This window comes from Pseudoalteromonas sp. 2CM41L (assembly GCF_023161905.1).
GTDB classification, from domain to species: domain Bacteria; phylum Pseudomonadota; class Gammaproteobacteria; order Enterobacterales; family Alteromonadaceae; genus Pseudoalteromonas; species Pseudoalteromonas atlantica.
Window position 1 is genome coordinate 90411 of sequence record NZ_JALNTN010000004.1, and the last position, 20755, is coordinate 111165.

The 20755-nt window shown below is 40.6% G+C and carries 15 protein-coding genes and 1 pseudogene; 7 read left to right on the forward strand and 9 right to left on the reverse strand.

Annotation, left to right across the window (positions count from 1 at the left end; translation table 11 throughout):
• Window positions 1–41 precede the first annotated feature (41 nt).
• Window positions 42–1388, forward strand: a complete 1347-nt coding sequence (locus MTF64_RS07220) for a S8 family serine peptidase (protein ID WP_248451016.1) — start codon at window positions 42–44, stop codon at window positions 1386–1388.
• Here the strand turns inward: MTF64_RS07220 and MTF64_RS07225 are convergent.
• The 3 genes from MTF64_RS07225 to MTF64_RS07235 form a co-directional block, all read right to left on the reverse strand.
• Window positions 1372–2325 (reverse strand): hypothetical protein, encoded by a 954-nt coding sequence (locus MTF64_RS07225; protein ID WP_248451017.1) that lies wholly within the window; start codon window positions 2323–2325, stop codon window positions 1372–1374. The genes MTF64_RS07220 and MTF64_RS07225 overlap by 17 nt on opposite strands.
• A gap of 61 nt (window positions 2326–2386) precedes the next feature.
• Entirely contained in the window at window positions 2387–3268 is an 882-nt protein-coding gene (locus MTF64_RS07230) for a hypothetical protein (protein ID WP_248451018.1), read from the reverse strand.
• Window positions 3269–3404: 136 nt separating this feature from the next.
• Window positions 3405–5642 carry an exonuclease domain-containing protein gene (locus tag MTF64_RS07235; RefSeq protein ID WP_248451019.1) on the reverse strand — a complete coding sequence of 746 codons (2238 nt, stop codon included), beginning with the start codon at window positions 5640–5642 and terminating at the stop codon, window positions 3405–3407.
• A gap of 89 nt (window positions 5643–5731) precedes the next feature.
• On the opposite strand from MTF64_RS07235, the gene MTF64_RS07240 reads away from it, so the two are divergent.
• Window positions 5732–6226, forward strand: coding sequence for a dual specificity protein phosphatase family protein (locus tag MTF64_RS07240; protein ID WP_248451020.1), 495 nt, complete (start codon window positions 5732–5734; stop codon window positions 6224–6226).
• A gap of 293 nt (window positions 6227–6519) precedes the next feature.
• Here the strand turns inward: MTF64_RS07240 and MTF64_RS07245 are convergent, their stop codons facing one another.
• The 5 genes from MTF64_RS07245 to MTF64_RS07265 all read right to left on the reverse strand — a co-directional run bounded on the left by MTF64_RS07245 (window position 6520) and on the right by MTF64_RS07265 (window position 13534).
• Window positions 6520–6939, reverse strand: coding sequence for a GNAT family N-acetyltransferase (locus MTF64_RS07245; protein ID WP_248451021.1), 420 nt, complete (start codon window positions 6937–6939; stop codon window positions 6520–6522).
• Between the two features lie 182 nt (window positions 6940–7121).
• Window positions 7122–7841 carry a DUF6445 family protein gene (locus MTF64_RS07250; RefSeq protein WP_248451022.1) on the reverse strand — a complete coding sequence of 240 codons (720 nt, stop codon included), beginning with the start codon at window positions 7839–7841 and terminating at the stop codon, window positions 7122–7124.
• Complete coding sequence (locus MTF64_RS07255) at window positions 7834–8574, reverse strand: SapC family protein (RefSeq protein ID WP_004585937.1); 741 nt, start codon at window positions 8572–8574, stop codon at window positions 7834–7836. Before MTF64_RS07255 ends, MTF64_RS07250 begins: the two co-directional genes overlap by 8 nt.
• A 38-nt stretch (window positions 8575–8612) precedes the next feature.
• The gene (locus tag MTF64_RS07260) at window positions 8613–10169 is read right to left on the reverse strand and encodes a tryptophan halogenase family protein (protein WP_004585936.1); all 1557 of its coding nucleotides are present in this window, start codon (window positions 10167–10169) and stop codon (window positions 8613–8615) included.
• 71 nt (window positions 10170–10240) lie between these two features.
• Complete coding sequence (locus MTF64_RS07265; RefSeq protein WP_248451023.1) at window positions 10241–13534, reverse strand: TonB-dependent receptor; 3294 nt, start codon at window positions 13532–13534, stop codon at window positions 10241–10243.
• A 356-nt stretch (window positions 13535–13890) separates the two neighbouring features.
• Between MTF64_RS07265 and MTF64_RS07270 the strand changes: the two genes are divergently transcribed.
• From MTF64_RS07270 to MTF64_RS07290, 5 genes and pseudogenes are all read left to right on the forward strand, one after another.
• On the forward strand, window positions 13891–14463 hold the full coding sequence (locus tag MTF64_RS07270) for an RNA polymerase sigma factor (protein WP_248451024.1): 573 nt from the start codon (window positions 13891–13893) through the stop codon (window positions 14461–14463).
• A complete protein-coding gene (locus tag MTF64_RS07275) occupies window positions 14456–15550 on the forward strand; it encodes a FecR domain-containing protein (RefSeq protein WP_248451025.1) in 1095 nt (364 codons plus the stop codon). Before MTF64_RS07270 ends, MTF64_RS07275 begins: the two co-directional genes overlap by 8 nt.
• A 36-nt stretch (window positions 15551–15586) precedes the next feature.
• Window positions 15587–17017, forward strand: a complete 1431-nt coding sequence (locus MTF64_RS07280) for a sugar porter family MFS transporter (RefSeq protein ID WP_248451026.1) — start codon at window positions 15587–15589, stop codon at window positions 17015–17017.
• A 164-nt stretch (window positions 17018–17181) separates the two neighbouring features.
• On the forward strand, window positions 17182–17913 hold the full coding sequence (locus MTF64_RS07285) for a mechanosensitive ion channel domain-containing protein (protein ID WP_096739899.1): 732 nt from the start codon (window positions 17182–17184) through the stop codon (window positions 17911–17913).
• A 257-nt stretch (window positions 17914–18170) separates the two neighbouring features.
• A pseudogene (locus MTF64_RS07290) lies at window positions 18171–18527 on the forward strand (mechanosensitive ion channel family protein); the annotation flags it as partial.
• A 29-nt stretch (window positions 18528–18556) separates the two neighbouring features.
• Here MTF64_RS07290 and MTF64_RS07295 read toward each other — a convergent pair.
• Window positions 18557–20692 carry a TonB-dependent siderophore receptor gene (locus MTF64_RS07295; protein WP_248451027.1) on the reverse strand — a complete coding sequence of 712 codons (2136 nt, stop codon included), beginning with the start codon at window positions 20690–20692 and terminating at the stop codon, window positions 18557–18559.
• Window positions 20693–20755: the final 63 nt, after the last annotated feature.

The window sequence follows — 20755 nt, forward strand, 5'->3', positions numbered from 1 at the left end:
GTTAATTACAAGCATGATAAATTTTATAGAAGTAACCCACTATGAATATTAAAAACACACGCGTTAAACACATAATAGCCGCTTCGCTTTGCATATTTAGCGCAACGAGTTCTGCCAATATAGTGAGAGTCGATCAAGTGCTTGGGCAGTTAAACCCAATAGAGCAGCGTATTGAGCAAACAATAGAGCGAGCACAACGCCTGCCGCTTCCGGTGCCTGTACCACAAGTTTCGATTGATGAACTAAAAGCGCAAATTAGTGAGCCAATTAGCAGCTTACCCAATGTGCTTAACATTAATATAAATAGCCAAAACACCGCATTTGTTGAAGTAGAGCTAGAAAACGGCTTTAGAGCAATAGAGCGCCAATGGTTATTAATGGCAAATAGCCAACAACTTAATACCCTAAAGCAGCAAAATGTAACCATTGTATCGGTAAAAAATTACAACGCACTTAACATGAGCTTAGTGCGCTTTAACGTGCCCCAAGGTGTTAATTCTAAAAGTGAGTTATTAAAAGCACTTAACTTAGATGAGTCTGCAATACTTGACCGAAACCACATATACCAGGCGCAAATTGGCGAGCCTACCGAAAAAGTAACACCAAATAACTCTATTGCCCCCTACTGCACACAAAGCGTAAAAATTGGCATGATCGACAGCGCCATTAATACCAAACAAAGTGCTTTTGAAGGTGCAAATATCACTACGCAAAGCTTTTTACCACAAGGGTTAAGCTCGCCAAATTTACACGGCACCGCCATTGCAGGGCTAATTACAGGTAAAGGCGCAAAACTTAACCCGCTTTTAGGCAGTGCCATGCTTTACAGTGCCGAGGTGTTTTATAGGCAATCTGAATATGCTCAAGGGGCTACATTATTTGCCATAGTAGAAGCACTTAACTGGCTAGTCAGTAATAAAATACCCGTAATAAATATGAGCCTAACAGGGCCAAATAACGCAGTTTTAGAAGCAAGTATTACTGCAGCAATAAAACAAAACGTGTTAATTGTAGCTGCTGCAGGTAACCAAGGGCCGGCGTCGCAGCCGTTATACCCAGGTGCGTATAAAAGCGTGATAGCGGTAAGTGCTATTGATTCACAAAACCAAATTTATAGATGGTCAAATAAAGGCGATTACATAGACTTTGCAGCCCTTGGTGTAAATGTTGTTACAAGCCAAGGCAATGGAAAGTTTGGAAGGGAGTCGGGTACGTCAATGGCGGCGCCGCATGTAAGCGCGGCATTAAGTTGTTTATTGTTAAAGCATGGTAATAATAAAACCAAAGCTCTTAACGAGCTTACATCGCTTGCCGTCGACTTAGGCGAGCAAGGCAAAGACACCACCTTTGGTTATGGTGCCATTTACCCACCTAAAAGTGCACTTTAACTGACGCCGATAAAACCGATTGCGTATAGGTATTGCTACTAAGCTTTGATTGATAATCGCCATATTCAGCCTCGGCTATGAGTGTTACGTGCTCAAACACAGCTAGGTTATAAAACGCATTAACTACATTTCGGTGCTCATCTCGCGACGGTATTTGCTCAAAAAAATCATCCGTTGTTTGCTCATCGTAATCTTTATTTTGATAACGCCAGCCAGCTCCCACTTTGTTAGCCACATTAAAGGCCGTAAATTTGTGCGTAACTTTAGTAGTAAAACCGTAGCCGTTAAAGTCGTATTGGTTGTCGTCGGCGTTTTCTTTATCGGCACTTAGCGATGCCATTAGCATGGTTTGCCCATTATTTATAAAATGATAAAGTGCTACATCGCCGCCTACGCCGTCGGCATTACGTGCTTTTGCAGTAGCAAAACGTTTAGCTTTGGTTTTTATGCTCATACGCAAATACGTATGCGGGTTTAAAAAATGGCCATAGTAGGCGCTGGCTTGATTAAAATGTAAAAATGTTTCGCCATCTACATTTGCTTTTGCGCCATCATAACGAACCCCTACCTCATGGCTATTAAAGCTATAACTGCCATCTAAACCATACTGATGTAGGTCTAAATCGTATTGATCAAATTCATCGTAGTCTTGTTGTTCAAACTTATAGCTTGAGGTTAATTTAGCGCTTTTGGTTACTTGCCATTTTGCATTAACACCGGCTGCGGTTTTTATGCCGCTGTCGCTTTGCGAGGAAATATCGTCAAGCTCTTGAACAGAGAGCGCCGAGTTACTTAATACCCCAACTTCTGCATCTGCATTTACTTCAAAGCTACTTTTAAAGGGCTTATTTTGCTCAGCTGTTTTAATGAGGTTAGTTTGTGCAAGCACCGCTTGAGCACTAAAAACACACAATGTGGCGGTTATAACTGCTTTCATATTTTTCTCCAACAGGCCGAATAGGTTTCCCCATTCGGCATTTGTGCAAGCACTTGGCGTATTAAAGGCCTAGGTCTAAATCGTTAGTAATGTTGGTTACTACTTCACTTGCGGTGCTAAGTGCTACATCGTTACTAATTTGATCAGTAACCGCTGCACTCACCTGCCCGCTAACACTTTGCTGTACTGTGCTTTGTAAACTACTAACCGTACTGTCTTGCACACTGGCAGTTAAAGATTGCTGAACATTGCTTACTACTTCATTACTGGTATTAATTGCATCACCCGCTTGCAGTGCAGAGCTCACTGAGTTTGCAGCCGTATTAGTAATTGCTAATTGGTTTGTAAGCTCACCGGCATTAGTTGCATTAGTTGCATCAGCTTGTGTAACTGAATCGGTATCGCTACTTACATTTGAAAGTAAAGAGGCATCGGCTGGTGTATCGGTAGTATCTGGCTGAGCGCCTTGTTCAGAGGCAACAGAAAGTAATGACGACTGGCTCACAGCGGTTGTTAAATTACCCGCCGATGAAGTTAACTGTGTTGTTGCATCGAGCGCTGTATTGGCTGTGGTAATGCCTGTGGCATTTAAAGACGAGGCCGATGCATTTAATGCATTATTTAAAGATCCGCTTGCAGATGCAACTAATGTATTTGCAGGCTCTGCGGCCTCACTGCTTTCTTGCGCTGGAGTTTGCGTATTATTCGCCGTTGAATCTGTGTTTTGCGAATCATCAGCCGTTACTTGTGTATCGTTAGATACGTTTGACTCGTTGCTACCACTGGCTGTTAAACCATTTTGTGAAAGCGCAATAGATGTAGATGTTTGTTGCTGCGCCGACGTTGACTGAGATAGTTCAATATCAGCGGCGTGCACTGCACCTGTAAAAGTACACACACCGCTTAACATCATTACGCTTACAATTTTATTTAATTTAGTCATTGTTTTGTCCTCTAGTTTGTCGGATTGACATAAAGAAGACGATTTACAAAAACACTTTATTCCAAAAATAATTAAAAAATTATAATAACGTTACTTAATTATTTAAGTTTCATACTCTTAAATATAAATTACTCGTTTACTGCGTAAGCGTTTCACTGTTTTGGATCAGCAATAACAGCTCGGCAGTGGCGGTAGCGTCGGCCAATGCGCGGTGATGGCTGGTTAAGTTTAAATTAAAATGCGCGCTGAGGTTACCAAGCGAATACGACTTTAAGCCTTTAAACGCTCTGCGCGATTCGACCACGGTGCACATTTTTGGCATTTTAAAAAAGTGCCCTGCAACCTCGCATTCTTTTTTTATAAAACCGTAATCAAAGTTTACGTTATGGGCTACAAAAATACTGCCTGCGAGTTTATCTAGTAGTGGCTGTGCTATATCGGCAAATACAGGCGCGTTGTAAACCATGCCATCGCTTATGCCGGTCAATTTAGTAATAAAACTTGGGATATGGCGCTGCGGATTAATAAGTGTCGTCCAGGTATCAATTACTTTACCGTGCTGCACTTTAACAATGCCAATTTCGGTAATGCGGTTACCGCCTTTTAAGCCGCCCGTGGTTTCTATATCAACCACGCTGTAAATACGGTTAGGGTCTACAAACCACTTAACTGCAGCAATATGTACTGTAAAGCCTACATTTTTTAAATTATCAATAGTGGTAAGTTGGTTGCGCCTAAGCTTATCGCCTGGGGCTTTTACCTCTTCAAAATGTACTTGGCCATTATTAATAACCATTAAGTCGGGGTAGCCGTCTTTTAGCTGTAAATAGTGTTTACTCATTGCCGTTAAGTGCGCAATTAACGCTTCAAGCGGGCTGTTTAAAATAAGTGCCTCTAGTGGCTCTAATAAATTGCTGCGCCATCTAAATAAACCATTGGGCTGCTCAAAATACTGTGCGGCATGCTTACATACCAAATTAAGCAGCGCCTGATTAGTACCGCAGCTTTTTAAACGTGCGTCAATTTGCGTGCTTTGTGCTTCATAAAAATTATCAAGCTGCAAAACTTGCGGGTAAATATCAAATTCATTACACGGCGGGTAAGGCGACTCAATAAATAACTCGTGCCAAAATACTAAGCCAAACAAGCTTTGCCATAAGGTGTTTTCAGTATTAAATACCGTTAACCCTTTTGCACTGTAATGCTCATTTACGCCTTGTTCTACATCGCCTCGGTAAATTTCGTCAATTTCAAGCACACACTGGGTGTCGGCCAGCATGGTACTTAAGCGCGAACGCGTTTGTTTATTAAACTTACGCATTAAAAAGTCATCAGCAAAATACAGTAAATCGTCGGTGAGCGGGTTTTCTATAATTTGCTCTAGCTGCGCTTTAACCCACGCTTTATTACCTAGGCGGTATTGCTCTCTTATTTGAATTTCTTGGGCTTCAGCGTAATCGGTGCAGCCTTCAAGTAGGCTAAAGGCAAGTTCGCTATCGGTATTTTTAAGTTGTTTATACAGCCTAACCAGCAGTTTATTTTTAATGTCGTGCGCTTGTGCGCCATGCGCCGGTTGCGCCAATACTATATGCGCAAGCTCGGTGTAAGGGGTTTTGTCATCCAAGGTTTCATCTTTTGTATTACCGGCTATTTTGCCGATGTTTTTAAACGCTAAACGGTAACGATTTAAAACGTAATTAGATTGCGCCTCAGCGAGTGTATTAAAGCGCGATAAGCTCTCGCTGTGCCCTTCGCGGGTAGCAGTTAACCCTAAATCGCGCATAACAAAGCGGTTTTGATGGTTTACATCGCCACTACTTAAGCGCCCTGCAAATAAAAACTCAAAATATTCGTAATAATCTTCACGGTTATTTATCACATATTGGCTATATAAAGGGGCAAGCTCATCTGCGCGCTCACTAAAAAATTGGCACGTAATAGTGACCAACTCCCCTTTAGCTGCGCTTTTTTTAAAGCTTATTTGCTCACTGTAATTACTGAGTAACTCCACCAGCATGGGCTTAGTTAAATGCGCTATAAGCTGCTTGTAATGCTGTGCGTTTGGCTCATATAAAATACCCGCTGTTTTTAGCGTATAAATAGCCTGATGCGGCGAAGTTATTTCTTCATAATTAAGCGATTGCGCCTGCACTAAATAAGGTTTGCGCGAATACACACGCGCCAACATGCATTGGCTTTGCTCATCTAGTTGGTTAATTTTACTAATAAATTCACTATGTTTAGGCTCAAGTAAATGCATACATTTACTTGTTACAAACTCAATAAGCTCTCTAAAATGCGCTAAATAGTATTTTGCTGGTAATTCTTTTTTCATAACATCGCCACAACTGTATATAAAAACAGTATCTAGCATTTGTGCTTTTTATTCAATCTTAAACTTGTAACTAAAACACGCTATAGTGAGCGTATAAAAGTAAATTTATTAAAAATAAAGGACTTACCATGAGCGCGCACCCATACGATGTTTTATCACTCAATAACGGCGCAAATATTATTTTTACGCCTTGCCCTGGTACAAAAACGCAAAACCTAGCGGATTCAATCGCTACATTAAAAGCCGCTGGCACTCACATGCTGTTATCGCTTATGCCGCAAAAGGAGCTTGAAAAAAACAACGTACAAACAATTAATAGTGAGTGCAAAAAGCACGCTATAACCTGGTTTCATTTACCTATAAATGACGACGAAGCACCCAAACAGCCTTTTATATCAAGCTGGAACACCCACAAAGCAGACATACTACAAGCTATACAGCAAAAACAAACCATTGCCATACATTGCAAAGGCGGCACTGGCCGCACAGGGTTGGTCGCTGCGCTTATTTTAAATTCGGCAGGTTACACAAAAGAAGAAGTATACAGCCTAGTACAAGGTATTCGCCCTAAAGCACTGACTATAGAATTGCAAAAAGAATACTTTAATAACTTTGAGGTGTGAGGCAGGAACTGGGTAATATGTTAACGCTCATTCTTAGTTACCCTTGGCAAGCTTAGCCACTTATTAACGGTAACTAATCGTAATTATGTAAACCATAAAACCACCAAATAGGAATGAGCTAAAACCTGCAGGCCTAAATGTACTTTTAAATTTTTGAGCAGACCACACAGCAATTAAGAACACCTCACTCTCCTAAAAACTAATGCCTGCATAAGGCAATACAGTCGGACTTGACTAAAGTTAGCTAAAGAGTAGTGAAACCGAGTACGTTACGCCTCTTAATACTGTTGCTATTAGACTCGCAAGCTCATGTAGTAAAAACGATCATCTTTTCTATCGACTGCAAATCCAATACGGCTATATAACTTAAATGCTGGGCTTAGCTGAAATACTTTGAGATCTATGAATTTGACACCTTGTTGACGAGCCATATCAACTACTTTAGCAATAACGTGAGCACCATAACCTTTGTTTTGATAAGTAGCTGCAATCTGAATATCGCGAAGTTGGCAACGCCCTTCTTCAAATGATAAGCGCACGACACCTATGTGTTGTTCCTTACACAAAATATCAAAATTTTTAAGGTTTTTGGTAGCTTGATAAACGTCTTCTACATCCCAATCTACCGTATACATTTCGTAATAGGGCTTCATATTGTTAAACGTAAACTGTGCGGCAGTCTTTAAGTCTTCAGTAGCAACAAACTCTAGCATCCATCTAGCCTCAAAAAAGAATTAATACTCAATAAACTAATTAGCCACTTTAATTGAATAAGCTAAACTGCGCTATAAATTACGCGTGCTAATTGGTTAATTAGTTTTAACCAGCTTTCAGGGGACATATTCAACTTTTAACTTAAAAGAATACTTTGAAAGTTTTAGCAGTTAATAAAAAGCTAACGTAAAACAGCAAAGCTACTAATAGTTAAACGCCCATTAATTGGATCGCGTGCATAATCGTTAGCCGCATTTATATTACCAGAGTGCAATAAGTTGCTTGGGTATATAACAACCCGATTTAACTTTGCCTCTACACTGTAAACTTGCTCAAACAAAGCTGTACTGCCATTTATATAATGTGGGTTTTTGTGAAGCTTTTGCGCCATGGCTTGCTGCTTAATAGTTTGCCTATATGGCATAAGTCGCTCTTTTGTTATGCGTTCATACCCTAGGGCTCTATGCTTATAAAATGAAGTGCCACCATGCGTTTCATCACATAAAAAGTGCACCATAGCAAGTTGATTCATATTAGGTGTATCAAAATGAGGGAGCATTTGTATTGGCCTTAGCTCATCAGGTTTAGTGCATGCAATTGAAAAAGCAGAAAGTATTACATCAAACTCGCTTTTATCTGTCATATCAAAGTGTGAATTAATAATTGGCGCAAGGTCTTTTAACCGCTCGATATAACTAAGCGGTGCTACTTTTCTTACTCCTGGATAAAAATCACTTTCTTGTGCGCAAAATGTTTCTCTAGCGTTTTGAGAAAACACAGCAAAATTAATAAGTGCATCTACATTATTTACAAAATCATCAATAACAATGATTGGGGTTTGCTCCTCCCCAACAGTGTGTATCTGTAACACCATATTTTTGTTAAGTGTAAAATCAATCATCGGCTAAATTAAGCACCGCATTTTTACGCTCAATCAATGGGTATATTTGGCCAAGTGAGGTTATAACAGTATAAATAGCGGGTAATAAAGCGCGTTGATGTAAAAGCGTAATTTGATCACTATCAAGTTGTGCGAGTCTTTCTTGATTAATAGTGTATAAGCCGTTTAACTTTGTTTTTTGACTGTTCTGAAACGTTACCTCAAGCGATAATGGCTGCAGTAGCTCATGCTGTAACAAGGTATCTATTAACTTTTTATTGTCTATTTCGCCTTGTAGTAAATGCCCTAAACACTGCTTTATTTTTTTAAAATAACCACTTTCTTCTGCGTTTTGGGTATAAATTGGTTCTAAATCATTCTGGCTTTGCGCTTGGTTATTAATGACTGCTGGGCTATTTAAATTAATACACACAGGGTATTGAGTTTGCTTTGCATGAGTATCACCAACAAAAAATGGCTGACGCTGTAACTGAAGCGGTAAATATACTCCCTGCCACTGCGAGTGCTGATAAAACAAGTTCTCATGTTGCTCAAAGCCTAATAAAGCATTGAGTGTAAACTGCCCTGTTTCTGAGTTTTTTGCAAAAACTATAGGCTGCTGAACGGCAATTTGATTAAGTTCTGCCATAACAACAGGGATCATATTAATGTTTTCAGCGTGTGATTGTGCTTTTTGTGTGTCTATTTTTATATGCTGATGAGCACTTTGCTCTAATGCGACTAAATTTTCCATGCGTGTCTCTTTATTGTTTTTATGTGTAAATTTTTAAGCTAAATAGTGCTAAAGCCATGACTCTTAATTTTATTTAACAATTCTCGGTTACTAGGTAAGTTAGTGACTGCTTGGTTTATCATGCTTTTATTTTTATCAAACTGACTTTTAGCAAAATCAGTGTCTTTAAGCATATAGGAAGTTGTGCTGTAGTCACTTTTAAAGCCCATACCATATAAAACATATTGATAACTCGCCGCTGGAAACACCTCATTGTTACTTGTAAAGTCGTGGTCAGCAGGGGCGCGGTATTGCCATAATTTCATTAGATCTTGTAGGCTTTGAGGAATCGTTTTTGGGTCTCTGTTATCACGCCAAAATGCGTTATCGTCACGGGTTGATAAAATATAGTGTAACTTTAAAAAGTCGATTATTTTTTCCCACCTGTAGCTAAACGTCTCATTAAAGCGCTTGGCGGTAATATCCATAATATCGCGGGTGTGGGGGAGTTGTTCGCTTATCATTTGCGCTGACATTTCTACTAATACCAATGCAGAAGCTTCAAGCGGTTCCAAAAAGCCAGCCGAAAGCCCTACCGCAACACAGTTGTTCTGCCAAAAGTGTGAGCGATGGCCACTTTTAATAGGGATTTTTCTAATTGTTAACGACTCTATTTTATCGCCAACATACTCTTTAAGCTTTTCTCGTGCTTGTGCTTCGCTACTGTATTTACTCGAATACACATAACCTACCCCACGGCGGTGTTGTAACCCTATATCCCATATCCAGCCTGCTTCTTGCGCTGTTGAAATTGTGTGAGACGCAATGCTCTCATCTTCATTCTCATAGGGGACTTGCACTGCTAAGGCGGTATCGATAAACAGCACATCATCGCAAGGCATAAAAGGAACCTTATAATGCTCGCCTAATAACAATGATGAAAAACCGGTACAATCGACAAATAAATCACCGCTAATTTCACCTTGTTGCTTTGTGGTAACACTTGCAATATCGCCATTTTTAGCACTATTGACCTGTGTTACATCAGCTAAAAAATGTTTAACGCCAAGCTCCTGCGTACAATGTTTTTGTAAAAAAACGGCAAATTTTGCCGAGTCTAAGTGGTAGGCATAATTGGCTAAGGCAGCATATTCTGGGGTGCGAATTGTTTTAGGAGCAAGCCCTTGCTCACAAATAGCTTCTTGGTAACATACTGCATTAGAAAAAGACGTTGACTCAGCGGTATTATTTAACCAATGCCCTGCCATATCTGTTTTTGAAAAGCCCTGTGGCAAAACTAATGGGTGATAATAAAAATCATCATTGCTGCCATCCACCCATTTGGCAAATTTTGCACCTTGTTTAAAGCTTGCTTCGCACTCACGTATAAAGTCGGTTTCGCTAATACCAAGTGCTATTAATGTACTACGCATGGTAGGCCAAGTGCCTTCACCAACACCTATAATTGGTACATTTGGAGATTCAACTAGCACAACATTAAGGCCATCGGGGGTATTACTTTTATGGTGCGCCGCTAATCGTCCGGCTGTTAGCCAGCCCGCTATACCACCACCAACGACAACCACTGTTTTTATTTTTTTATTTTGCTGGTTCATACTTGTTACCTATAAAGGCATATTTAAAAAGTGGCTATTACTAAATGTAAAAGCCACTTTATTAATTAAAGTTAAAAACTACCGCGAATACCTAACGCAAAACGTCGTCCGCTATCTTCAACCAATAATAATTGATTAGAAAAACGACCACGCTTGTGCACATATTCTTCGGTTAAGTTAATACCTTCAAAAAATACCGATACATTTTCGGTAATGTCATAGCTGCCGCTAGCATCAAGTTGTGCGTAATCTTCCACAATTGTCACACCATCACCATTTAGCTGTGTAAGTGACTGTACGAAGCTATCGCGCCAGTTATAGGCTAAACGCGCTTGAAATGGTCCATTCTCATAAAAGCCAACCACATTATAAGAGTCGCTTAAGCCTGTTAATGCAAATACTTGAGTTATATCTGCAGGGTCTAGCTCTGCATCACTGTCTACAAATGTTGCATTAACCATAAAGCCAAAGCCACTGTCAAAACTATGCTGTAAGGCTATTTCCCAGCCATCAACAATCGCCGATTCGCTATTATTTGGTAAGGTGTTTGTAAATACAGCCGTTGAGTCGGCTGCATCAGGGTTATCTACATCGTTACCTGTTGAAGGGTCAGTCAACAATCCGCCACCAGACAATTCAAAGGTTAAATCTTCAGTGGTATTGATAATGAAGTTAGCAACATTCTTTCTAAAGTAACCAGCGGATAAATAACTGGCATCAGCGTAATACCACTCTAATGATAAATCTAAGTTATCAGAGGTAAACGGTTCAAGTTCAGGGTTACCAGAGCTTGATGTTAAATTGCCCCCCTGCCGAGTTGTTTCGATTACAGTTACAGGCGACATACTATCGAGTGTTGGTCGTGTAATTGTTTGTGATACAGCAGCACGTGCTATTAGCTCATCACTTATTTCAAGCTTTACACTAAAGTTAGGTAAAATCGCTTCGTAATCTGAACTTGCTGAAATATTTTCTACGGCGCCAAAGTTAGCAAGCATTTCCGTTTTATCTAAGATCGTTAATGCACTAACAGGCTCGTCTGTGCCTTTTACTTCTACATCGGTGCTTTCGTATCTAAAGCCGGCTGTTGCGTATAAAGGCATGCCTGCAAGTTCAGCTTCAAAATCAAATTCTGTATAAAACGAGAAAGTATCTTCAGTTATCTCAAACGACTTATTACGCTTAACTGCATCAAAACTAATAGGCTGACCATTCGCTGCAGCTATTTGCTCAAGGTACGCAAAGTTTGCCTCTCCATCATGTGCAAGCCATGACGTTGGCATACGACCGCTGCCGCTCACATCAGATAAAAAGTCATCTCCTGCGTCAAATACAAATTGCGCTAAGCCATCCATACTTGGGTCATCTGGGTAACCACAAAAAGTACAGTGAATACCAACACCTTCGTTATCCCAACGATCGAGATTTTTTGTTTCAGTTGAATACATAGCACCAAATTTGACCGAGACTAGGCCTGATGTACCATCGTTATGCCAAATGCTATCCCAACGAAACTGATCCACGGTATCTTCTACAGCCCAACCACGGCGTAGCATTACATGTGCTCGGCTATTGGCTGTATCTAAATGGTTTGATACGCCATCAGGTGTAACTGCAGGGTTATAAGCAACACCGTCCAGCTCTTGCTGGCCGCTATAAATGTTAGGGTTAGCAGAGGCAAACTCACTCGCATAAGGTAAAATCCCCCCATCCACTTCAAATCGAACTCGGTTAGCATAGCCAATCAACGATAACTGATCCCCGCCACCATTATTAGCCTCACGCTCAGCTTTTGAGTGGCTTAAATCAAACTTCATATTTAAGTTATCGTTTACATGCCAATCAAAGTTTAAACCTAATGCGCTAGAGGAGGTTAAACGATCAAACTTTTTAGCGTGCATATCGGTGGCAAGGCCTACCTCTTGATATAAATCAACCACAGTGCCATTTTCATCAACAGTTGGCCCTGCAGCGCCGCCAAAGCCTTCTAAGTTTGGCGCTGTAAACCAATGCCCATAAGACGTTGTGTCTGCTTCTACATCAAAATCAGAGTAGAGCGCATCAGCAGTGATAACTAAATCATCTGAAGGTGCGTACTGTATTACTAAGTTTGCATTGGTACGTGTACGTGTTTCTGTTGTTACTTTATGATCGTAATTACGCGGCGAAAAAATATTACCGGTGTATGCTTGCCCGCTTTGAGTTTGCGGGTTTGGGACGCCCACGTTTTCTAACCAGCCGTCTACCTGCGCCTGGTTTAAGCGTGTTTCGCGCTCTTGGCGAGAAACAGCGAACAACACACCCAATGTATCATCATTAAATGTATTACTAATTAATCCAGAAATTTCAGGTGTGGTTTCTTCGCTATTTTCATCGTAAATACCCTTAACGCTACCTGCCACTTTAAAACCGCTAATCGCAAATGGTCGCGCAGTATTTACATTTACTGTTGAGCCAATACCACCAGATTGCATAGTGGCTGTTGAGGTTTTAAATACATCTAAGCTTTTAACTAGCTCTGATGCAATAGTATCAAAGCTAAACGCACGGCTTTGATTTTCAGAGGCCATTTGGCGACCATTTACAAGCACAGTATTAAACTGCGGGCCAAAACCACGCACCGTAATAAGCTGCCCTTCACCGCCTGAACGGTCTATTGAAACCCCCGTAATTCGCTGTAAAGACTCAGCTAAATTTGTGTCAGGGAATTTACCAATATCTTCTGCTGAAATGGAGTCGACCACGCCGCCCGCTTCTCTTTTGGCATCCATAGCTCGGCCAAGCGAGCCTCTGATCCCGCGTACTTCAATTATTTCTGGTTCTTGTGCTGCTGTCTCTGCCACTGCAGGGAGCGTTGCCATTGTGCTTAGTACAGCTAGTACAGCACTGGACACGCCATTTTTTTTATAGTTAGCCATGTTGTCAGTTCTCTCGAAACTTGGGTCTATTAAAATAGATATTTGCCCATCTTCGCTAACATGCGGTTGCAACCCTGTGCCATCGAGTAAAATCTGTAATGCGTTTATTATTGAATACTCGCCAGCAATAGTATTTGTTTGTAACTGCTGAATTTTATCCAGCGGAAAAAGCAAAGTAATATCGGCTTGCTCGGCAAAATTTATTAGCGATAAATCAGCCCTTTGTCTTGGAATATTAAACACAGCTTTATCGTTTACAGCGCTCGCTTTTACCTCGGTGGTGAGTAAGCTAAAAACCAGCGCATAAAGCGGTAAACAAAGCGGCAAATGTAAATATTCCTTGTGTATAGTTTTTGGCCATACACAGAACAAAGACGAGTGACTTTTTATTTTCCTCCATAAATTTTTTTTATTTTTTTTTAATAAATTATTTTTTTGACTAGCCATGCTAATTTTTTTTATGCCTTTATTATTTTTATTGTTTGCGCTTTTAACTGTATTTTTAAACAATTAAAAATACAGTCCACATTGCAATTTTTTACTTATTAATTAAAAAGTTAAAGTTTCTAAAGTACAGAGCCAGTACTTAGTAAGGTATTTATAATGGCAAAAACTGTAGTACACTTCGCCTTTACATTACAAGCTTTATGCCCTTTGCGGTTAGTGAACATTAAATTTAAAAATAAAAAAACTTATTTATTTTTTAAATTTAATGGCGGATTTTTTCTTACCATTCGTCTTAGTTTGTATTGGCAAAACAATAACAATAATTGCCGTAAACACACACACGAGACACACACTAAATGACGAAAGACACACTTTTTTATAAGGTCTATTTGGCCTCGCGCAAAAGTCTCTCAAATGTAGTTGCACGTATAGTGCCGCCACATGAAATTGAAGATATAGTGCAAGAAACTTATGTGCGAATTTGTCAGATTAAAAACACTGAAAACATAAGCTCACCAAAATCTTTTATTTATAAAACGGCGCGAAATTTAGCGCTCGATTACCAAAAGCAAGCCAATATACGCCTAGTCGATGGGATCGACAACATGGAAGCGTTAGAGCAACTCTTATCGCAACACCAGCAAGACGAAATGTACGAAAAAGCACTCACCGATAGTGAATTTTCTAATTTTTGTGAAGCCATACGGCTTTTACCTGTGCAGTGCCGTAAAGTGTTTGTATTAAAAAAAGTGTATGGTTATTCGCAGCGAGAAATTGCTGCTCAATTAAACCTTAGTGAAAGTACCGTGGAAAAACATATAGCAACAGGCATGAAACGTTGTACGCAATTTATGCGTCAATCTACAAAAAGTGTTTATGGGCAACCAAATACTTCTTCGCAGCTAAATGCAGGAGGGAGGAATGAGTAATGTTCATCATATAAACGAACGAAACACTAGCGACGATGCGCGCCTTGATAAAGCAAGTGAGTGGCTGGCTAAACTTGATCGTGGACTGTCTAAGCTCGAAGAACAAGCGTTAAAGCAATGGTTGTCACAATCTTATAAAAATGTAGAGGTGTTACTTGAAGTAGCACAGCTGTGGGACAAAATGGACGACCTCAGCCGCTTGTCAGATCTGTTTCCACAAACACCAGTAAAACAAAAACGCCTCCCTGTGTGGTTAGGTGCAACAGCTGCATCTATTTTATTAGCTGTTGCACTTAGCTTTTTTCAAGAAGCGTTTAACTTTTCATTTTTTTACCCGGTTAATCAATCAGCTGTGGTTGCTAAACAGCTTAACTTTCAAACCGACGTAGGTGAAAGTAAGGACATACTGCTTTCTGATAAAAGTAAAATCACCTTAAACACAAATAGCTTTGTTCAAGTGAGGTATACCCAACACACTCGCGTAATAAATTTACTGCGTGGCGAAATTCATATAGACGTAGCTCACGATAAAATGCGCCCTTTAAGTGTTATCGCTGGTGATAAAGTTATTCAGGCTGTTGGTACTGCATTTAATGTAGAAGTAGGTCAAAAGCAAATAGAACTGATTGTGACAGATGGCAAAGTCCTTGTTGCAGAGCAAAGTACCAAACCGTTACCAAATCTTTCCCAAGGGACTAATAAACAAGGTCAGTATTTATCAAATAGTTCAACTTCGGTGTCAAAGGGAGAAAAACTTGATTTAAGCTTCAAAGGCAAAATTGCTAAAGCGGCCGAAAAAGTTGATCCTATGGATGTAGCCGCTAGATTATCGTGGCGTAAAGGTAGCTTAATATTTAGAGGTGAATCACTTGCTGAAGCCATGGCTGAAATCAGCCGCTATACAAATATAGATTTCGAGCTTTCAGAGGATGACCGTCTCAAAAAAGTACAAGTAGCTGGCATGTTCAAAACGGGCGATATTAAAGGACTGCTAGAAGTATTAAACAATAATTTTAATATTGATTATGAAAGAGTTAGCCCAGATAAAATTCGTTTAAAATACGCAGCACCACACGTCTCAATATAGTAAAGTACACAATAATAAAAACCAGGACACACAATTATGACATCACCTCTCTCGCCGAGCAGTAATAGCTCGGCGCACACATTGGGCACATGCTCTCTTTTTTACGTAATTTTTATCTCTGCAGTGGCTGCTATTGGTGGCTTTTTATTTGGTTTTGACTCGGGTGTTATTAACGGCACGGTGTCGGCACTCGGTAATGCGTTTAATTCAAGCAGTGTAGCTACGGGCTTTAACGTAGCGTCTGTATTACTTGGCTGTGCCTTAGGGGCACTTGCTGCGGGGCCGCTGGCTGATAAGTTTGGCCGCCGCGCAATTATGATCATCACCGCGATTATTTTTGCCATTAGTGCGTTTGGTTCGGGCATTAGCGAAAGCTCGGCCGAGTTTATTTTTTACCGCTTATTTGGTGGCTTAGGTATTGGTGCTGCATCGGTATTGGCGCCAGCTTATATTGCAGAGGTTGCGCCACCTGCCCTTCGTGGTCGTTTAGCTACATTACAACAACTCGCTATTGTATTGGGTTTATTTGCTGCATTTTTAAGTAACTATTTAATTGCTGATGCAGCAGGTAGTGCGCAAAATATTTTAATGCTTGATATAGCCGCTTGGCGCTGGATGTTTTGGGCTGAGCTTGTGCCTGCAATACTATTTTTAGTGGGTGTGTTGTTTATTCCTGAGTCGCCTCGTTATTTAGTGGCGCAAGGTAAAGTAGACGATGCAAAAACAGTATTTAGTAAAATTTCGAACGACAACGTTGCTGCGCAAATAAGCGATGTTAAAAGCTCCTTACGTAGCGATAAAAAGCCAAGTATTCGCGACTTATTTATTGATGGCAGTAAAAAAGTACACCCGATTGTATGGGCGGGTGTTGCGCTGAGTGTGTTTCAGCAATTTGTAGGTATAAACGTGGTGTTTTATTACGGCTCTGAGCTGTGGCAAGCCGCTGGGTTTGACGAGTCGCAATCGTTATTTATAAATGTATTAGCGGGTACGACTAATATTGTATCGACCTTTATTGCTATTGCCCTTGTTGACAAAATTGGCCGTAAACCACTGTTGCTTATAGGCAGTATTGGTATGTTTATCAGCTTAAGCGCGCTTACTTATATATTTGGTAGCGCAGGCCTTGATGAAGCAGGCAAACTTGCCCTTAGCGATAACATGGGTACGTTTGCGCTTATAATGGCTAACTTATTTGTGGTATTTTTTGGTTTAAGTTGGGGCCCCGTTGTGTGGGTGTTATTAGGCGAAATGTTTAATAACCGTATTCGCGGTGCAGCGCTTGCTGTTGCTGCAAGCGCGCAGTGGATTGCTAACTTTGCCATTACCATGACCTTCCCTATTATGCTAGCTAAAATTGGCCTTGCCGGAGCGTACGGCTTTTATGCTTTATCGGCACTTATTAGCATATTTTTTGTGGCCAAATACATTACAGAAACCCGTGGTAAAACACTTGAGTCTATGTAACCTAAAGCTAAATTAAGCCATACTAAAAATATAACTGGCGCGCTCTGGCTGCCAGTTATATTACCTTTTAATAACCTGAGTTACTTTATAAATACAGCCCCTCTACTCATATAGCTACATAACTTGCTGCTTACTCTTTTAAGTTTATAAAAGAGAGGTAAGTAATGTCTGCTACTACTTTTTACAACCTAACAGAGCAACCTTGGGTAGTTATTGCTATTTGTTTAGTTTCTATAACTATAGCTTTGTTTTGTATCCGCTTTTTTATAATGTACTGGCTTAAAAAGTGGACCTCTCATACTAAATTTATATTCGATAGCTTACTTATCGCCTCTATCTCTAAACCGCTCACCCTTTGCACAATTATTGTGCTACTCACCATTATAGAGCAAGGGTTGTTAATACAAGGCGAGCCGGTTGCGAGCTATATTTCGTTTTCGACCATTAATATTATTTTGGGCTTAGTGGCTATTATTTTATTTTTTGACCGCTTTTTTGTGGGCACCATTAATTACTACAGCAAAGAGTCGGCGGTAATTTTTAATTCGCAAAGTATTATTAAAGGCATTATTAGGGTAAGCGTTTTATCGGTCGGGGCTTTAGTGCTGTTAGGCACCTTGGGTATTTCTATTACGCCTATAATTGCCTCGTTAGGTATTACGTCATTAGCGGTGGCGCTTGCTCTGCAACCCACCCTTGAAAACTTTTTTTCGGGCGTACAACTTGTTATAGATAAACCCATACGGGTGGGGGATTTTATTGAGCTTGAGTCAAAGGAGCAAGGCTTTGTAGAGAAAATTGGTTGGCGCTCTACATGGGTTAAAATGCTGCCAAATAATATGATTATTATTCCTAATAGTCAGCTTTCTAAATCGCGTATTAGTAGGGCGTGTTGATCTTTGATGTTTGAATTTGCAGCAGCGTGTTTGGTTTTTAGGCAAGGCAGAGCCTATGAAGTGTGGTTATTCCCCATAAATAGGCGATAACGCAGCATAAATGCCAAACATGCGCTGCCCTTCGGGTTCTGCCTAGGGGCGATAAACTCTTTGTTGCTCGGTTTTTACTTAGCCCACTAGGTTACAAACCTCGCGCCGCGATTTAATCGCCCCTAGATTGAACAAATTTCAATCCGCAAAGTTCAACACGCCCTAAATACTTTTACCCCGAAAAAGAACTGAGTGTACCTGTTGATGTAAGCGTTCACTACAGCTCAGATCTAGAATTTGTAGAGCAAGTAACGCTAGAAGTTGCGCGCCAAGTACTAATTGACCATGAATGGGGGGTTGATGATTACAATACCTTTGTGGTGTATCACACCTTTGATAACTCAAGCATTAATTTTACCGTAATGCTGCGCGCAAAAGAGTACTTTAATCGGTTTTGGGTTAAATCTGCTTTTATTAAAGCGCTACACAAACGCTATAACCAAGAAGGTATTGTGATCCCCTTCCCTATTACAGCTATTAACACAGCGCAAGAAGCCGCTAATTTTAATAGCGATAAAAAATAAGCGCGAGATAAGCTCGCGCTTAAATTGCTTTAAAATTTATAGGTTACTTGGCCTACTATTTCTCGTGGGCTGCCTGGGAAGTGACCGTTACGCTCACTAAAGCCACTTACTGCGTATTCTTTATCAAATATATTATTAATATTTACGCTTAATAACACATCGTCAAAGCGCGTAGTCCAGCTCATATCAAATACAGTAAAGGGTTTAACTTTTTGGCCATCTTGGCTTATTTGCTCGCTTACGTAATTTGCGCCAAATGCTATAGACGAGTCGATGCTATCAAGCGCAAAACGCGACCATAAACCAGCTTGGTGGCGCGGCGCATTAGCAAAGCGAGAGCCATCACCGTAGGTGCTTGAAATAGTATCGCCGGTTACACCTTCAACAACTAGTGTATCGTTGTAGGCGTAGTTAGCTGTTAACGTCCAATGCTCGGTTAAATCGCCCACCAGCGTTGTTTCAAACCCGCGGCTTTCTACCTCACCAATATTTAAAAGTGCTGCAATGCCGTCACCCGCGCCCGTGTCGTCGGGGTTACTCATTACTACGTTTTCTTTATTAATTTGGTAAATAGCAAAGGTGCTCATAATTTTGCCATCTAGCCATTGGTTTTTCATACCAATTTCGGTTTGTTTACCGGTTTCTGGCGTTAAGTTCCCCTCGCCTTCTACATCTTCTTGGTCACCCGATGATGCTGGGTTAAAGCTTTCTGAGTAGTTTATGTATAACGATGTGTTTTCAACAGGTTGGTATGTAACGGCCACACGCGGTGTTACATCGTTATCTGAGTAACTGTAACCGGTTTCTTTATTTAGCTCTTTAAAATAGTCGTAACGCAGGCCGGCAATCACGGTCCATTGCTCGTTAATGCTTACAACATCTTGTACGTAAACACCAAAACGGTCGGTTTCAACACCATCGCGGTTCATGTCGGTAAGGTTATAAGTACTTGGGTCGGTTTCGCCGTAATTTAAGTCAAATATGTTTAAGTTAGCCACGCCGTCCGCTTCATAACGGGCGCGTAAGTAATCGTACTCGGTATCGACTATGTGGTAGTCGCCACCAAATAATACTTGGTGTGCTAATTGGCCCTGCTCAAAGCTATAAACAAAGTCGGTGGTTAAGCTTGTTTCTTCGTTGGCGCGGTATTGCTTTCGGTATTCGCGTTTAATGGTTTCGTCATCAATGTTGGCTTCACCATCGCCGTTTACATCTACCCAGCTTTGCGACTCATGGTAGGCTTGGTCGCGTTCGTTATCCATGTAACGCAGTGTGCTACTTACAGAAAAATCATCATTAAAGTAATGCTTTAGCTCGGCTTGCAGCACTAACGCTTCCATGTCTTGGTAGTCAAAAGCTTCATTTGCGTTGTAACTAGGGTCAACTAAAAAGTTGCCATTGTCATCTACCGGTACACCACGTAAACGGTTACCGCCTAAGTCTTGCTTGATGTAATCAACTGTGGTGGTTAGTGTGGTTGAATCGGTTAAATCAAATAATAAACCAGCGGTAAACTCACTGTTTTTTGAATCTGCATTATTACGAAAGCTGTCTTGCTCTTCGTAATAACCACCTACTCTGTATGCCATGGTGTCGGTTAAACCGCCGGTCATATCAAGTGAGGCACCATGTGTGTTGTAATTACCAAGCGTTAGTTTTAGCTCTTTACTTTGCGTATAACTTGGCTTTTTAGTCACGTAGTTGATCATACCGCCTGGCTCACCACCACCATATAACGCAGAGGCTGGGCCTTTTAATACTTCTACACGCGCTACATTAAATAATTGGGGTACACCAAAGCCCGAGTACGGGTCGCCGCGTACGCCATCGTAAAATACATTGGCATCGTCTCTAAATCCGCGAAAAGTAACGCCTGAATAACTGTACTCACTTACTCCGGCTATTGAGCGGTATAAATCGGTAATATCGCGCGCGGCTTGGTCAATAATAAGCTGCTCGGTTAATACCTGCGCAGATTGCGGTAATTTAATAAGATCTAAATCCGTTTTAGTCCCAATTTTACTTTCGGTTTCTAGGTAAAACTGCTGAGCGCGGCCTGTTACTTCTATTGTTTCAATTTCGTTATTTTGCTCGGCAAATGCCACATTAGAAAAAGCAGAAAAAGACGCAGCAATACTAAGCGCCAAGTATTTTTGGTTAAACATGTTGATCCTGAAAAGAGGTGTATAAAACGCCGCGAATGATAACGACTATCATTACTATATGCA

Coding starts and splice junctions, on each gene's coding strand:
- MTF64_RS07220 (WP_248451016.1), top strand. CDS start 42: ATGAATATTAAAAACACACGCGTTAAACACATAATAGCCGCTTCGCTT.
- MTF64_RS07225 (WP_248451017.1), bottom strand. CDS start 2,325: ATGAAAGCAGTTATAACCGCCACATTGTGTGTTTTTAGTGCTCAAGCG.
- MTF64_RS07230 (WP_248451018.1), bottom strand. CDS start 3,268: ATGACTAAATTAAATAAAATTGTAAGCGTAATGATGTTAAGCGGTGTG.
- MTF64_RS07235 (WP_248451019.1), bottom strand. CDS start 5,642: ATGCTAGATACTGTTTTTATATACAGTTGTGGCGATGTTATGAAAAAA.
- MTF64_RS07240 (WP_248451020.1), top strand. CDS start 5,732: ATGAGCGCGCACCCATACGATGTTTTATCACTCAATAACGGCGCAAAT.
- MTF64_RS07245 (WP_248451021.1), bottom strand. CDS start 6,939: ATGCTAGAGTTTGTTGCTACTGAAGACTTAAAGACTGCCGCACAGTTT.
- MTF64_RS07250 (WP_248451022.1), bottom strand. CDS start 7,841: ATGATTGATTTTACACTTAACAAAAATATGGTGTTACAGATACACACT.
- MTF64_RS07255 (WP_004585937.1), bottom strand. CDS start 8,574: ATGGAAAATTTAGTCGCATTAGAGCAAAGTGCTCATCAGCATATAAAA.
- MTF64_RS07260 (WP_004585936.1), bottom strand. CDS start 10,169: ATGAACCAGCAAAATAAAAAAATAAAAACAGTGGTTGTCGTTGGTGGT.
- MTF64_RS07265 (WP_248451023.1), bottom strand. CDS start 13,534: ATGGCTAGTCAAAAAAATAATTTATTAAAAAAAAATAAAAAAAATTTA.
- MTF64_RS07270 (WP_248451024.1), top strand. CDS start 13,891: ATGACGAAAGACACACTTTTTTATAAGGTCTATTTGGCCTCGCGCAAA.
- MTF64_RS07275 (WP_248451025.1), top strand. CDS start 14,456: ATGAGTAATGTTCATCATATAAACGAACGAAACACTAGCGACGATGCG.
- MTF64_RS07280 (WP_248451026.1), top strand. CDS start 15,587: ATGACATCACCTCTCTCGCCGAGCAGTAATAGCTCGGCGCACACATTG.
- MTF64_RS07285 (WP_096739899.1), top strand. CDS start 17,182: ATGTCTGCTACTACTTTTTACAACCTAACAGAGCAACCTTGGGTAGTT.
- MTF64_RS07295 (WP_248451027.1), bottom strand. CDS start 20,692: ATGTTTAACCAAAAATACTTGGCGCTTAGTATTGCTGCGTCTTTTTCT.